The organism is Arachnia propionica (assembly GCF_900637725.1).
GTDB lineage: Bacteria > Actinomycetota > Actinomycetes > Propionibacteriales > Propionibacteriaceae > Arachnia > Arachnia propionica.
This window is the reverse complement of the sequence record NZ_LR134406.1, coordinates 2,186,968-2,202,385: the sequence shown is the minus strand read 5'-3', so window position 1 is coordinate 2,202,385 and position 15,418 is coordinate 2,186,968. Positions and strand designations below refer to the sequence as shown.

Annotated in this window: 10 protein-coding genes and 3 rRNA genes; 11 read left to right on the top strand and 2 right to left on the bottom strand. The window is 63.2% G+C overall.

Features of this window, described 5'->3' with window-relative positions:
- Nucleotides 1-2: 2 nt before the first annotated feature.
- Complete coding sequence (argH, locus tag EL272_RS09695) at nt 3-1,349, top strand: argininosuccinate lyase (protein WP_244926152.1); 1,347 nt, start codon at nt 3-5, stop codon at nt 1,347-1,349.
- A 256-nt stretch (nt 1,350-1,605) separates the two neighbouring features.
- Here argH and EL272_RS09690 read toward each other — a convergent pair whose 3' ends face one another.
- Both EL272_RS09690 and EL272_RS09685 read right to left on the bottom strand, forming a co-directional pair.
- Nucleotides 1,606-1,932: a hypothetical protein gene (locus EL272_RS09690; RefSeq protein WP_014847017.1), complete on the bottom strand. Its 327-nt coding sequence runs from the start codon at nt 1,930-1,932 to the stop codon at nt 1,606-1,608.
- Complete coding sequence (locus EL272_RS09685; protein WP_014847016.1) at nt 1,916-2,236, bottom strand: ArsR/SmtB family transcription factor; 321 nt, start codon at nt 2,234-2,236, stop codon at nt 1,916-1,918. The genes EL272_RS09690 and EL272_RS09685 overlap by 17 nt, the downstream gene beginning before the upstream one ends.
- Nucleotides 2,237-2,351: 115 nt before the next feature.
- On the opposite strand from EL272_RS09685, the gene tyrS reads away from it, so the two are divergent.
- The 10 genes from tyrS (at nt 2,352) to recN (ending at nt 15,418) form a co-directional block, all read left to right on the top strand.
- On the top strand, nt 2,352-3,614 hold the full coding sequence (gene tyrS / locus EL272_RS09680) for a tyrosine--tRNA ligase (RefSeq protein ID WP_014847015.1): 1,263 nt from the start codon (nt 2,352-2,354) through the stop codon (nt 3,612-3,614).
- A gap of 525 nt (nt 3,615-4,139) precedes the next feature.
- Nucleotides 4,140-5,666 (top strand): 16S ribosomal RNA (locus EL272_RS09675).
- A gap of 273 nt (nt 5,667-5,939) precedes the next feature.
- Nucleotides 5,940-9,058, top strand: a 23S ribosomal RNA gene (locus tag EL272_RS09670).
- Nucleotides 9,059-9,183: 125 nt separating this feature from the next.
- Nucleotides 9,184-9,300 (top strand): 5S ribosomal RNA (gene rrf, locus EL272_RS09665).
- The 16S, 23S and 5S rRNA genes sit together here, the layout of an rRNA operon.
- 741 nt (nt 9,301-10,041) lie before the next feature.
- Nucleotides 10,042-10,911 carry a tetratricopeptide repeat protein gene (locus EL272_RS09660; protein WP_051015013.1) on the top strand — a complete coding sequence of 290 codons (870 nt, stop codon included), beginning with the start codon at nt 10,042-10,044 and terminating at the stop codon, nt 10,909-10,911.
- Nucleotides 10,908-11,897: an HAD-IIA family hydrolase gene (locus tag EL272_RS09655; RefSeq protein WP_061786776.1), complete on the top strand. Its 990-nt coding sequence runs from the start codon at nt 10,908-10,910 to the stop codon at nt 11,895-11,897. The genes EL272_RS09660 and EL272_RS09655 overlap by 4 nt, the downstream gene beginning before the upstream one ends.
- Entirely contained in the window at nt 11,894-12,103 is a 210-nt protein-coding gene (locus tag EL272_RS09650; RefSeq protein ID WP_014847012.1) for a hypothetical protein, read from the top strand. Before EL272_RS09655 ends, EL272_RS09650 begins: the two co-directional genes overlap by 4 nt.
- Nucleotides 12,100-12,837: a TlyA family RNA methyltransferase gene (locus EL272_RS09645; protein ID WP_014847011.1), complete on the top strand. Its 738-nt coding sequence runs from the start codon at nt 12,100-12,102 to the stop codon at nt 12,835-12,837. The genes EL272_RS09650 and EL272_RS09645 overlap by 4 nt, the downstream gene beginning before the upstream one ends.
- Entirely contained in the window at nt 12,837-13,730 is an 894-nt protein-coding gene (locus tag EL272_RS09640) for an NAD kinase (protein WP_014847010.1), read from the top strand. Before EL272_RS09645 ends, EL272_RS09640 begins: the two co-directional genes overlap by 1 nt.
- A 2-nt stretch (nt 13,731-13,732) precedes the next feature.
- Nucleotides 13,733-15,418 carry a DNA repair protein RecN gene (gene recN, locus EL272_RS09635; RefSeq protein WP_061786777.1) on the top strand — a complete coding sequence of 562 codons (1,686 nt, stop codon included), beginning with the start codon at nt 13,733-13,735 and terminating at the stop codon, nt 15,416-15,418.

Genomic DNA, 15,418 nt, shown 5'->3' with positions numbered 1-15,418 from the left:
CGATGTTCGAGTTGAGCCGCTCCACCCAGTTCGACTGGCGTCTGGCCCCCCACGACATCGCCGGATCACGGGCCCACGCCAAGGCCCTCCACACGGCCGGGCTGCTGACCTATGACGAGGCCACGGCCATGGACGCCGGGCTCGCCGAGCTGCTGCGCCGGGTGCGCACGGGAGAGTTCGCGCCGTCCCCCACCGACGAGGACGTCCACGGCGCGTTGGAAAGGGGCCTCAAGGAGATCGTCGGCCCAGAACTCGGCGGCCGGCTGCGGGCAGGACGTTCCCGCAACGACCAGATCGCCACCCTGATCCGCAGTTACCTGCGCGAGGAGGTGCGCGTGCTGGTGGCAGGGGTCCTGGATGTCGTCGAGGCCCTGGCCGGTCAGGCGAAGAAGAACCTAGGCGCCGTGATGCCCGGACGCACCCACCTGCAATCCGCCCAACCGGTGCTGCTGAGCCACCACCTGCTGGCGCACGCCTGGCCGCTGCTGCGCGACGTCTCCCGCCTGCAGGACCTCGATGCCCGCCTGGCGGTCAGCCCCTACGGTTCCGCCGCCCTGGCCGGCACCTCGCTCGGTCTGGACCCGCAGCTGGTGGCCCGTGAACTGGGCTTCACCTCGTCGGTGCCGAACTCCATCGACGGCACCGCCGCCCGGGACCTGGTGGCCGAAATGGCGTGGATCCTGGCGCAGATCGGGGTGGACCTGTCCCGTCTCAGCGAGGACGTGATCCTCTGGTGCACCGCCGAGTTCGGTTTCGCGAAACTGGCCGACGAGTGGTCCACTGGCAGCTCGATCATGCCGCAGAAGAAGAACCCCGACGTGGCCGAACTGGCCCGCGGCAAAGCGGGACGGCTCATCGGAAACCTGTCGGGGCTTCTCGCGACGCTCAAGGGAATGCCGCTTGCCTACAACCGGGACCTCCAGGAGGACAAGGAACCGGTCTTCGACGGCCTTGATCAGCTGAGAATCCTGCTGCCCGCCGTCGCCGGGATGATCGCCACCCTGAGCTTCGACCACGCGCGCATGGCCGCGCTCGCCCCGGCGGGATTCTCCCTGGCCACCGATGTCGCCGACCACCTGGTTCGGATGCGAGTGCCGTTCGCCGTAGCCCACGAGGTGGCGGGGGAGGCGGTGCGCTACTGCGAGCAACGGGGAATCACCCTCCAGGACCTCACCGAGGCCGATCTTCCCGGAATCAGCGAGCACCTCGACCCCGGGGTGCTCGAGGTGCTGACGGTGGAGGGATCGGTGAACGCCCGCAACGGGCGCGGCGGCACCGCGACCGCCCGCGTGGCAGAACAGCTGGAGGAGGTTTTCGTGGCCCTCGAGGAGAACAGGTCCTGGACCTGAGCGAGTGGGACTCATCGGAGCCGGTTGAACCGGCCGCCTCGAAACCCTCCACTGGCGAAGCTTGTTGAGCTTGGCCGTGAGAAAGGAGCGGCGTGTACTCCTTTCCGTGAAGCTGGTTGAGCCGGGTCGCGAGGAACGAGCGGCCCGTGTCGAAACCATGTTCGGCCCGCGGGCCGGTCCCGGGTCGGCTTCGAAGAACACCCGTACTGAAACTGCTGGGCCCCCGATCAGATCGGGGGCCCAGCAGGTTTCGCACTCAGGCTGCGTGACGGCAGGTCGGGCAGGTGCAGTCCTCGCAGACGCAGGAGGAGCAGGAGGAGCAGTCGCAGGAGCCGCAGGAGCAGGCGTTGTGCGAGCAGGTCGGGCAGGTGCAATCCTCGCAGGTGCAGGTGGCACAGGTGTCGGAGCAGTTGCCGCAGGTGCAGGTGGTGCACTCGTCGTAGTGGCCGTCGTGCTCGCGGTGCGCGTGGCCGTCGTGGATGTAGTCGACGTGATCGAAGTGGATCACGGCCTCGTGGCCGCAGTTCGGGCCGTGGGTGTGCTTGTGGGCCTCGGCGGCGATGTGCTCAGTGGTCGTGGTCATGTTTCCCCTCCTGGGTGTGTTTCATGGCGTCGCCCAGGATGTGGGCGACGTGTTGGTCGCAGACGCTGTACCAGATCTCCTGACCCTGCCGCCTGGTGGCGACCATCAGGGCCCCACGCAGTACGCGCAGGTGCTGGGAGACCAGCGGTTGGGGCAGTCCGAGAGCCTCCACGAGCTGACCCACGGTGCGTTCCCGGTCGGAGAGCAGGTGAACGATGGCGGCACGCACCGGATTCGCCAGGGCCTTGAAAAGGGCGCTGACCGGCTCGTAATCGGAGATTCTCGCGGCTGGCACGCCGTCCATTGTTATATGCGAATATTTGCATTTCAAATCCTCGATGGGGCGTGTCGGGGCGGATGGGGATCGGCCACGTGACCGCTGAGGTGAATCCGGTCTGGAGCGTGAGTAGGCTGCCCCCGTGAACGCATTGCTTGACGACCTCTGCTGGCGCGGGCTGATCGCCCACTCGACCGACCTGGAAGCCCTCGGGGCGCACCTGGACGAGGGGCCCGTCAAGTTCTATGTGGGTTTCGACCCGACGGCACCGAGCCTTCACATGGGCAACCTCGTCCAGCTTTTGTTCGCCCGCCGCCTGCAACAGGCCGGACACAAACCGCACCTGCTGGTGGGGGGCGCCACCGGACAGATCGGTGACCCCAAGGAGACGGGGGAGCGCGTGATGAACTCCCGGGAGGTCGTGGCCGGATGGGTGGAACGAATCCGGGCCCAGGCCGAACGTTTCGTCTCCTTCGAGGGCGACAACGCCGCGGTGATGGTCAACAACCTCGACTGGACCGCCGGGATGTCGGTCCTGGACTTCCTGCGGGACGTCGGAAAACACTTCCCCGTTAACCGGATGCTCGCCCGCGACGTGGTGGCGCGCCGGCTGGAATCCGGGATCAGCTACACGGAGTTCTCCTACGTGCTGCTCCAGTCGATGGACTACCGGGAGCTGTACCGGCGGCACGGGGTCACCCTCCAGCACGGCGGATCGGACCAGTGGGGGAACATCACCGCAGGGGTCGAACTGCTCCGCAGATCCGACCAGGTGCGGGCCCATGCCCTGGCCACGCCCCTGCTCACCAAGGCCGACGGCACGAAATTCGGAAAGACCGAGTCCGGCACCGTCTGGCTCGATCGTGAGTTGACCAGCCCCTACGCGTTCCACCAGTTCTTCCTCAACGCCGAGGACGCGAAGGTGGTCGACTACCTGAAGGTGTTCAGCTTCCGAAGCCGCGAGGAGATCGAGGCGCTGGAGAAGGCCACTGAGAACGAGCCCCACAAGCGACTCGCGCAGAAGGCCCTCGCCGACGACGTCACCGACATCGTGCACGGGTCCGGGGAGCGGCAGGCAGTGGTGGCCGCGGCCGCGGCCCTCTTCGGACGCGGGGAGCTGTCCTGCCTGTCGGAGGAGACCCTCCGGGGAATCATGCGTGAACTGAAAGCCCCGGAGGTGACGCTCCCCATGCCGTTGGTGGATGCCTTCCTGGTGTCCGGAATCGTCGAATCGAAGGCGGCCGCCAAGCGGGCGATCCTTGAGGGCGGCGCATACCTGAACAACGAGAAGGTCACCGATCCCGAGTTCAGCCTGACGGAGACCGACCTCCTGGGAGGTTGCTGCGCGATTGTGCGCAGAGGACGGCGGACCGTCGGCGGGGTCCAGGTGGGAACCGGCCGCTGAAGCGCCTGCCGGGACGGGAGTTGCGCTATCCCGCGAGGGCGTGTACTGTTCCTCAAGCTCTCGCGGGAAACCGGGGAGCACCGCTCCCAACCGCCCGGCACCGGAGCGAGTGTGCGATCAAGTGGATCCCACTCAAGGCCCCGGAGGAGGACGGAAGATCCACTTGACGGATCGCGGGAGTGGACCTAAGATGAACGAGCTCCGGTCAGCCGGAGCGAGATCGGAAAACTAAATCGGGCCTCGATTTGACGGTCGAGAACAAGCCGGATAAGGTTTACCGGGTTGCTGCTTTGGTGGCTTCCGAATCTTGAGAACTCAACAGCGTGCTTTAAGTCAATGCCATTTTTTGGGGATGGACCAAGGATTGTTTTTTTGGTTTGTTTCTTGTTTTTTCCTTTGATTGATTTTCCTCTGCAGTGTGCGCATTTGGTTGTGTGTGTTGTGGGGGTTTGTTGGTGATTGGGTTTTCTGTCGAATTGTTTTTGGGTGCGCCTGTGTTTGTGGGTGTGTCTGATTTTTGTTTTTTCGATGGAGAGTTTGATCCTGGCTCAGGACGAACGCTGGCGGTGTGCTTAACACATGCAAGTCGAACGGTAAGGCCCTTTCGGGGGTACACGAGTGGCGAACGGGTGAGTAACACGTGAGTAACCTGCCCTCATCTCTGGGATAACAGTCGGAAACGGTTGCTAATACTGGATATGAGCTTGCAAGGCATCTTGTGGGTTGGAAAGATTTTTTTTGGTTGGGGATGGACTCGCGGCCTATCAGCTTGTTGGTGAGGTAGTGGCTCACCAAGGCTTCGACGGGTAGCCGGCCTGAGAGGGCGACCGGCCACATTGGGACTGAGATACGGCCCAAACTCCTACGGGAGGCAGCAGTGGGGAATATTGCACAATGGACGGAAGTCTGATGCAGCAACGCCGCGTGCGGGATGACGGCCTTCGGGTTGTAAACCGCTTTCAATTGTGACGAAGCTTTTTTGTGACGGTAGCAGTAGAAGAAGCACCGGCTAACTACGTGCCAGCAGCCGCGGTGATACGTAGGGTGCGAGCGTTGTCCGGATTTATTGGGCGTAAAGAGCTTGTAGGCGGTTTGTCGCGTCGGGAGTGAAAACTTGGGGCTTAACCCTGAGCTTGCTTTCGATACGGGCTGACTTGAGGGAGGTAGGGGAGAATGGAATTCCTGGTGGAGCGGTGGAATGCGCAGATATCAGGAGGAACACCGGTGGCGAAGGCGGTTCTCTGGACCTTTCCTGACGCTGAGAAGCGAAAGCGTGGGGAGCGAACAGGCTTAGATACCCTGGTAGTCCACGCCGTAAACGGTGGGTACTAGGTGTGGGGGACATTCCACGTTCTCCGTGCCGTAGCTAACGCATTAAGTACCCCGCCTGGGGAGTACGGCCGCAAGGCTAAAACTCAAAGGAATTGACGGGGCCCCGCACAAGCGGCGGAGCATGCGGATTAATTCGATGCAACGCGAAGAACCTTACCTGGGTTTGACATATGCCGGAAGCGTTCAGAGATGGGCGTGCCTTTTTGGTCGGTTTACAGGTGGTGCATGGCTGTCGTCAGCTCGTGTCGTGAGATGTTGGGTTAAGTCCCGCAACGAGCGCAACCCTCGTCCAATGTTGCCAGCGGGTTATGCCGGGGACTCATTGGAGACCGCCGGGGTCAACTCGGAGGAAGGTGGGGATGACGTCAAGTCATCATGCCCCTTATGTCCAGGGCTTCACGCATGCTACAATGGCCGGTACAAAGAGCTGCGAGCCTGTGAGGGTGAGCGAATCTCGGAAAGCCGGTCTCAGTTCGGATTGGGGTCTGCAACTCGACCCCATGAAGTCGGAGTCGCTAGTAATCGCAGATCAGCAACGCTGCGGTGAATACGTTCCCGGGGCTTGTACACACCGCCCGTCAAGTCATGAAAGTCGGTAACACCCGAAGCCGGTGGCCTAACCCATTTTTTGGGGGGGAGCCGTCGAAGGTGGGACTGGTGATTAGGACTAAGTCGTAACAAGGTAGCCGTACCGGAAGGTGCGGCTGGATCACCTCCTTTCTAAGGAGCCGAATGGTTTTTGTGGCTGGTTTGTTCCTGGATGTTGTTTCTGGGGGCTGGTCATGGTTTTTGGTTTCTGGGTGGAACATTGGCTTTTACCATGTTTTGTGGTGGCGCGTTGTTGGGTTTTGAGGGGTCGGTGGCCGTTTGGTGGCTTCGGTTTCTCTGTGGAGCCCCGGGCTCTTCCGGTTTTTGCCGGGGGGTTTTGGGGTGTGTGTTTTGAGAACTTTATAGTGGACGCGAGCATCTTTGTAGTTTTTGTTGTTGGTTTTTTGGCAAGCTACTTAGTGCGATCGGTGGATGCCTTGGCACCAAGAGCCGATGAAGGACGTTGTAACCTGCGATAAGCCCAGGGGAGTTGGTAAACGAGTTTTGATCCTGGGATTTCCGAATGGGGTAACCTTGATTCCGGAGTTGTGTCCGGTGACCTCTGCCTGAATGTATAGGGTAGTTGGAGGGAACGCGGGGAAGTGAAACATCTCAGTACCCGTAGGAAGAGAAAACAATAGTGATTCCGTGAGTAGTGGCGAGCGAAAGTGGATGAGGCTAAACCTGTGCCGTGTGATAGCTGACAGGTGTTGCGGTGCGGGGGTTGTGGGATGCGTTGTGGTCTGGCTGTTGACGGGCCGGCGAGTTATAAATTGATGGATGAAGTTGAATCGGTTGGAAAGCCGGAGCGTAGAGGGTGATACTCCTGTAGGCGTATGTCTGTCACTCGTTTTTCGTTTTCCCAAGTAGCACGGGACTCGTGGAATCTCGTGTGAATCTGGCAGGACCATCTGCTAAGCCTAAATACTCCTTGGTGACCGATAGTGTATCAGTACCGTGAGGGAATGGTGAAAAGTACCCCGGGAGGGGAGTGAAATAGTACCTGAAACCGGTCGCATACAATCCGTCGGGGCCTCGAACTTTTTTGTTTGGGGTGACGGCGTGCCTTTTGAAGAATGAGCCTGCGAGTCAGTGGTGCGTGGCGAGGTTAACCCGTGTGGGGTAGTCGTAGCGAAAGCGAGTCCTAATAGGGCGTTTTTAGTCGCGTGCTCTGGACCCGAAGCGGGGTGATCTATCCATGGCCAGGGTGAAGCGAAGGTAAGACTTCGTGGAGGCCCGAACTCACTTGGGTTGAAAACCGAGGAGATGAGCTGTGGATAGGGGTGAAAGGCCAATCAAACCCCGTGATAGCTGGTTCTCCCCGAAATGCATTTAGGTGCAGCGTTGCGTGTTTCTTGCCGGAGGTAGAGCACTGGATGGTCTAGGGGGCCCACAAGCTTACCGAAATCAGCCAAACTCCGAATGCCGGTAAGTTAGAGCGTGGCAGTGAGACTGTGGGGGATAAGCTTCATAGTCGAGAGGGAAACAGCCCAGATCATCAGCTAAGGCCCCTAAGAGGTGACTAAGTGGAAAAGGATGTGGAGTTGCGTTGACAACCAGGAGGTTGGCTTGGAAGCAGCCATCCTTGAAAGAGTGCGTAATAGCTCACTGGTCAAGTGATTCTGCGCCGACAATTCAGCGGGGCTCAAGTTATCCGCCGAAGCTGTGGCATTCACGCGTTGTGGCCGGAAGGTTGCGTGGATGGGTAGGGGAGCGTCGTGTGCGTGTTGAAGCGGTGGGGTGACCTGGTCGTGGAGTGCATACGAGTGAGAATGCAGGCATGAGTAGCGAATGACGGGTGAGAAACCCGTCCGCCGAATATCCAAGGGTTCCAGGGTCAAGTTAATCTGCCCTGGGTTAGTCGGGACCTAAGGCGAGGCCGACAGGCGTAGTCGATGGACAACGGGTTGATATTCCCGTACCGGCGAAACAACGTCCGTGCTGGGGCACGCGATGCTAAGCATGCGAGACTGTCTGCTGCCTTTCGGGGTGGTGGGTGGTTGAGTCTGTGATCCGAGTGTGTAGTAGGCAAGCCGCGGAGGGACGCAGGAAGGTAGCTCATCCTCAGCGTTGGTTGTCTGAGGCTAAGTGTGTAGGGTGGGGTGTAGGTAAATCCGCATTCCGTGATGCCTGAGACACGATGGGCCTGCACCGTTTGGGTGTGGGTTGAGTGATCCTATGCTGCCTAGAAAAGCTTCGTTGGCGAGTTGTTAGCCGCCCGTACCCTAAACCGACACAGGTGGATAGGTAGAGAATACCGAGGCGATCGGGATAATCGTGGTGAAGGAACTCGGCAAAATACCCCCGTAACTTCGGGATAAGGGGGACCTGATACGTGACCAGCCTTGCGTTGTGAGCGTTGAGGGTCGCAGAGACCAGGCCCAAGCGACTGTTTACTAAAAACACAGGTCCGTGCCAACTCGTAAGAGGATGTATACGGACTGACTCCTGCCCGGTGCTGGAAGGTTAAGGGGAACTGTCAGCCGCATTTTGTGTGGTGAAGCGGTGAACTTAAGCCCCAGTAAACGGCGGTGGTAACTATAACCATCCTAAGGTAGCGAAATTCCTTGTCGGGTAAGTTCCGACCTGCACGAATGGAGTAACGATTTGGGCGCTGTCTCCACCACGAACCCGGTGAAATTGCATTACGAGTAAAGATGCTCGTTACGCGCAGCAGGACGGAAAGACCCCGGGACCTTTACTACAGTTTGGTATTGGTGATCGGTGTGACTTGTGTAGGATAGGTGGGAGACTTTGAAACCGGGACGCCAGTTCCGGTGGAGTCGTCGTTGAAATACCACTCTGGTCATTCTGGTTATCTAACCTAGGACCGTTATCCGGTTCAGGGACAGTGCCTGATGGGTAGTTTGACTGGGGCGGTCGCCTCCTAAAAGGTAACGGAGGCGCCCAAAGGTTCCCTCAGCCTGGTTGGCAATCAGGTTTCGAGTGTAAGTGCACAAGGGAGCTTGACTGTGAGACCGACGGGTCGAGCAGGGACGAAAGTCGGGACTAGTGATCTTCTGGTAGCGAATGGAAGCGCCAGGACTCAACGGATAAAAGGTACCCCGGGGATAACAGGCTGATCTTGCCCGAGCGTCCATAGCGACGGCATGGTTTGGCACCTCGATGTCGGCTCGTCGCATCCTGGGGCTGGAGTCGGTCCCAAGGGTTGGGCTGTTCGCCCATTAAAGCGGCACGCGAGCTGGGTTTAGAACGTCGTGAGACAGTTCGGTCCCTATCCGCTGCGCGCGTAGGAGTCTTGAGAAGGGCTGTCCTTAGTACGAGAGGACCGGGACGGACCAACCTCTGGTGTGCCAGTTGTTCCGCCAGGAGCACGGCTGGTTGGCTACGTTGGGAAGTGATAACCGCTGAAAGCATCTAAGCGGGAAGCACGCTTCAAGATGAGGACTCCCACACCGTCAAGGTGGTAAGGCCCCCCGCAGACCACGGGGTTGATAGGTCGGACGTGGAAGCACAGTAATGTGTGAAGCTGACCGATACTAATAGGCCGAGGGCTTGCCACACCAACAACACAACCAAAGAATTCTGTACGCGTCCACTATGAAGTATCCCAAAACACACACCCCCCAATAAAGGGTGTCTGCAACAACAACAAACAGCCGGTGAAAAACCCCTTCAAAGGTTTTGTCACGGTGGCCATGGCGAGAGGGAAACACCCGGACCCATCCCGAACCCGGAAGTTAAGCCTCCCAGCGCTGATGGTACTGCACACGCGAGTGTGTGGGAGAGTAAGACGCCGCCGGACAACACACCCAACGCCCCCACAACCCACCAGTTGTGGGGGCACAACCACACCCCCACCAAAAACCACCACCCAGCGGCCGCTCCGGTTTCACCCCGATCTGTGCACGAGGGATTGGTCGCTCCCCGATCATCCGCGGTGATTCGCGCGGGAAGGAGCTCCGTGGCAGGGGATCCGCTTCCCACCCACGGTGGATCACGAACCAGCTCAATCATCTTCGGGGCAGCCAGTACCCGGAAATCCCGCGACCAGGGGAACGATGAAGTTGGGTTCTCAGTCCGGCTTTGGGAGAATCAGGTCATGGGTTTTGAAGGAAAATCCCCGAGGGACGATTCCCGGAACGGGGGCCGCGACCGGCGCCGCGACGACCGCGACCGGCAAGGCACCGCCAGGTCCGGGGGCCGCGCTTGGGAAGCCGGGCGAGGCAAGGGGGGAAGCGACCGCAAACGGCAGGGAGGACGCGATCGGACGCCGTGGCATCAGGGCGGACGCGACCGTGACGCAGGTTCCCGCCGCCAGGACCAGACCGGAGACGATAGGGGCAATTCCCGGGGGGGATGGAAACAGGGACGGCCGAAGCCGTCCGGCACGGATGGGAACCGCGGCTCACGGGTTCCTCGAGACTCCCGGAATGACCGTGGTGAGCGGCGTGACTTCCGGGAAGGACGCGGCGACCGGCGCGATTCCCGGGAAGGACGGAGAGACTTCCGGAGAGAAAACCCCGGCGACGAACGGGAAAAGCGCGTGCCGAAACCGGGAACGGCCCCGGCGCAGAACGAACCCCCGACACCCGATAACTTCGATGAGTCGATGCTGCCAGCCAGCGTGCGTGCGGAACTGAAAGGCCTCCCGAAGGACCTGGCCAACACGGTGGGGGCCCACATCCTCGCCGCAGGGGAACTGCTGGATGTCGACCCGGAACTGGCCTACCGGCACGCGGAAGCCGCCCGGAGGCGAGCCGGGCGTCTACCGGTGGTTCGGGAGGCCGCCGCCGAGACGGCCTACCTGTCCGGTCACTACGACATCGCCCTGCGGGAGTTCCGGGCCATCAGAAGAATGAACGGGGGGGACGAGCTCCTTCCCGTGCTCGCGGACTGCGAACGCGCCCTGGGAAGGCATCGCGAGGCGCTGGAACTGCTGGCGAGCCTGGACCCCGGAACCAAGAAGCTGGGGCTCCGCATCGAGTGCATCCTCGTCGAGGCGGGGATTCGCAGCGATCTCGGGCAGCGCGGCGAGGCGATGCGGCTGCTTAAGGCGGCGATATCCCACCGGATCGGCCCGAAACTCGGGCAGGCACGCCTGCGTTACGCCTACGCAGACCTGTTGGAACGCGAGGGCCGGCTCGATGCGGCCCGGGAATGGTTCGAGTCGGCGGCCCGGATGGACCCCGAGAACCAACTCGAGGTCACGGAGCGGCTCGCCTCCCTGGACGGCATCACCCTGCCCGAGGACTTCGACCTGGAACCAGTTCCCGACGAAGAACCCGAAACGGTTGACGAGAAAACCGAAGTGGTCGACATGGAGGACGCGATAGAAACCCAGGTGATCGACCTGGTCAGCCCCGAGGAGGAAATCGCCGAAGTGCTCGCTGAGATCGACGGGAGCCGGGAGTGAAGGCGCTCGTGTCGAGCTACGACGCCGCCCTGTTTGATCTCGACGGGGTGGTTTATCTCGGTCCGAACGCCATCGACGGGGTGACGAGCGCATTGGCGAGGCTGCGCGAGATTGGAACCCGGTTGGGTTTCGTCACCAACAACGCGGCACGCACCCCGGCCGCAGTGGCCGAGCACCTGCGGGAGCTCGGGATCCAGGCCGACGACTCGGATGTGGTCAACTCGACCCAGGCCACGGTGCGTATGCTCCGCGGGGAACTCCCGGTGGGGGCGAAGGTGCTGGTGGTCGGCACCGACGCGCTCGCCTCCCAGCTCGCCGAGGGCGGTTTCGTTCCGGTCTCGACCCTGGAGGAGAACCCGGTGGCCGTCGTGCAGGGCTACCATCCGCAGCTTCCCTGGAGCCTGTTGGAGCTCGGTGCCATCGCCGTCCAGAGGGGAGCGGCGTGGTTCGCCACGAACCCGGACCAGACCCGCCCGACCGAGCGCGGAATCCTGCCGGGCTGCGGCGCGCAGGTCGACCTGATAGCGGATTGCGTCGGGTTCCGGCCGTCGATGGCGGGCAAACCGTTCCGGCCGCTCCTCGACGAGACCGTGCTGCGTCTCGAGGCGCGGCACCCGATCTTCATCGGAGACCGCATCGACACGGACATCGTCGGCGCGGGGAACGTCCGAATGGACTCGCTCTTCGTGTTCACGGGGGCGCACGGAAAGTACGACCTCGCCGATGCCGACCCCATCGGCCGCCCCACCCACATCGGGTACGACGTCTCGGCCCTGCTGGCGCCGGCCCGTGAGGCGGAGATCATCGGGAACGGGTTCCGCTGCGGGGTGGCGGAGGCGTGGATGATAGACGGCAGGGTCGTGGCGGACGTCGTCCCGGATGACATTGAGGGACAACTCGATCTGCTGTGGTGCGTGCTGCACGCCATCTGGAGGTTCAACGCCGAGGGAGCCGACCTGCTGGCAAGGCTGGACCTGCTGCGATGACGAACCCCACCCCCCGCGACGCCGCCCCGGGCGATGTGCAGCGTCTGCAGGCGATAGAAGAGGCCCTGGCAGGAATCGACGATCTGGGGGAACTGCCGGTCGACGACGCCCTTGCCCGCCTTGACGCGGCACATCAGGTGCTCGCGGAGGCCCTCAACCCCGGGCCGGGGCGTCGGGAGGAACCTAGGTCCGGGACGAACCGGTGAGGCTGGACCGGGCCCTCGTGGCCCGCGGCCTGGCACGGTCCCGCACCCAGGCCACCCGGCTGGTGGTGGAGGGGCGGGTCAGGGTGGCCGGAGCCCTAGCGCAGAAACCGGCGATGAACGTCGACGCCTCCACCGAGATCTCCGCCGACACCGAGAAATGGGTTTCCCGTGCCGCCCACAAACTCCTGGGGGCGATCGCGGATTCCGGAACCAGCCTGCACGGGCGCGTGCTCGATGCCGGGGCATCCACCGGGGGGTTCACGCAGGTGGCGCTGGAGCACGGTTCGGACCTGGTCTACGCCGTCGACGTCGGGCATCATCAACTGGCGGCGCCGATTCGTTCTGATCCGCGCGTGCGGGTCCGGGAGGGCCTGAACCTGCGCGATCTCAGCCTCGCCGATCTGGACGGTGAACCCGTCGACGTAGTGGTCGGGGACGTCTCGTTCATCTCCCTGAAGCTCCTGCTGCCATCACTGCTGGGGGTCATCCGCCCCGGCGGGGTGGCGTTGCTTCTGGTGAAACCGCAGTTCGAGGTGGGAAAGGAACGCCTCGGCGCGGGTGGGGTGGTTCGTGACCCCCGGCTGCGTGAGGAAACCGTGGATGCCGTTGTCGAGGCCGCCGGTGTTCTCGGGTGGGGTTGCGACTGGCGTGGTCCCAGCCGGCTTCCCGGTGCCGGCGGCAATCAGGAGTTCTTCATTCGATTGTGCTCGGTTCACGGCGCTTATTACCCTTGATGACCGTGGAAACCCGAACCGTCGCCGTGCTGCTGCACCCGGAACGTCCCGAGGCCCTGGAGGCGGCAACAGCTTTCATGAGCCAGATGCCCGGCTTCAGGTTCCTGAGTTTCTCCGATGACGTGGAGCGCCTGAGGGAGCTCGTTCCCGGAGCAGATCTCGAATCCATCGACGGGAAACCGGCGGAGTTGGCGGTCGTCTTCGGGGGGGACGGCACCCTTCTGCGTGCCGCGGAATGGGCCCAGCCCCTGGACGTCCCATTGCTGGGGGTCAACCTCGGGCACGTAGGTTTCCTGGCGGAGCTGGAAACCTCGGACCTCACATCGCTGCCGCAGGCGGTGATCGACGGACGCTACGAAACCGAGCAGCGCCTGGTCCTGCGGGTCGATGTGGCCAACGCATCCGGGAAGATCCTGTGGTCCTCGTTCGCCGTCAACGAGGTGTCGCTGGAGAAACTGATGCGGGAGAAGATGTTGAACGTCCTCGTGCACGTCGACGCCCACCCGCTCTCCCGGTGGGGATGCGACGGAGTGCTGGTGGCCACACCCACCGGATCCACCGCCTACGCGTTCTCCGGCGGCGGACCCGTCGTGTGGCCCGAGGTGCAGGCGATACTGCTGGTGCCCCTGTCCGCCCACGCCCTGTTCAACAGGCCCATGGTGCTCTCACCCGACTCGCACGTCTCCCTCGAGCTGGGTGGTCCCGTGCCGCAGGGCATCATCTGGTGCGACGGCAGGCGCAGCTTCGAGGTGGAGCCCGGGCAGCGGGTGGCGGTCAGGGCCAGCGGGCATCCGCTGCGCCTGGCCCGGCTCTCCGAGCAGCATTTCACGACGAGGCTGGTGCGGAAGTTCAAGCTGCCGATCGACGGCTGGCGACGCCCACCCCGGAGGTGAACATGCTGACAGAGCTTCGTTTGAATTCGCTCGGGGTGGTGGCGGAGGCCGTCCTGCCGCTGGGCCCCGGGCTCACCGCCCTGACGGGAGAAACGGGCGCAGGCAAGACGATGATCGTCGCAGGACTCGGCCTGCTGCTGGGGGCCCGGGCCGACGCGTCGTTGGTCAGGAACGGGCAGGACAGGGCGCTCGTGCAGGGGCGTTGGGAGATCGGCGAGAACACGGCCGAGGCGGTCGAGGCCCTCGGTGGTGACCTCGACGACGGAGTGGAACTCGTCACCCTCCGGCAGATCTCCTCCCAGGGACGTTCCCGCGCCACGGTCGGCGGGGTGCAGGTCCCCGTGTCCGCCGCGGCCGGTCTGCTGACCGACCTGGCGACGATCCACGGCCAGTCCGAACAGACCCGGCTCTCCACCCCTGAGAGGCAACGGGAACTGCTCGACGCCTTCGCGGCACCGGCTGCGCTGGAGGACTACCGCCGAGACTTCGCGGAACACCGCCGGATCACCGAGGAACTCGCGGGGCTCGAGGCCGATGCGATGAACCGGGCCCGGGAGATCGACGTGCTGCGTTTCGGGTTGGAGGAGATCGCGGCCGTCAACCCCGGGGAGGGGGAGGACGAGGCACTGGCCGCGGAGGCGGTGCGCCTGGCCGATGCGGACGACCTCAAGGCCCTGGCGATGACCGCGCGGGTTGCGTTGAGTGGATCGGAGGAGGATCTCGACGCCCCCAGCGTGCTCGGGCTTGTCGGGGCCGCACGCAAGGCCCTCGAGACGCTCGCCGAACGCGACCCGGGCGCCACGGACCTGGCGCGGCGCATCACCGAGACGAACTACCTGCTGACCGACCTTGCCCAGGACGTCGCCAGCCATGCCGCGGACCTCGTCGCCGATCCGCTCAGGCAGGAGGCCGTCGCCGATCGCCGCGGCCAGCTCGCGGCCCTGACCCGCAAGTACGGCAACAACGTCGCAGAGGTGCTCGAGTGGGCGGGGCGGGCAACCGAGCGGCTGGCCGAACTCGACGGGGCCGACGACCGGATTGAGGAACTGCGGGAACGGGCCGCCGTCCTCGATGCGGCCCTCGACGCCGCGGCGGCAGGGATCTCCCGGGTTCGCAGGGAGGCCGCGGGCAGGTTCGCGGAACTCGCATCCGCCGAACTGAAGGCCTTGGCGATGCCGCATGCCAGGCTGGAGTTCGCCGTCACAAAGGCCCCGCGCGGCCCCCACGGCGCGGACCGGATCGAGCTGGTGTTCACCGCCAACCCCGGTTCCGCTCCCGGCCCGCTGGGAAAGGTCGCCTCCGGCGGGGAACTCTCCCGCGTCCGACTAGCACTCGAGGTGGTGCTCGCGGGCCAGTCCCCGGGGCACACCTTCGTCTTCGACGAGGTGGACGCCGGTGTCGGCGGTGCCGTCGGCCTGGAGATCGGCAGAAGACTGAAACGGCTCGCCGCGGACGGCCAGGTGATAGTGGTGACCCACCTGGCGCAGGTTGCGGCGTTCGCCGATCAGCATTTCGTGATCGCCAAGTCCAGCGACGGGCAGGTCACGACCTCGGACGTCACTCCCCTCGGTGAGGGGGAACGCGCCGCCGAACTGGCCCGGATGATGAGCGGCAGCGGGGACTCTGATGCCGGGCTGAGGCATGCGGAGGAACTGATCAGGAGTGCACGCGCCGAAAGGGCCGGATAA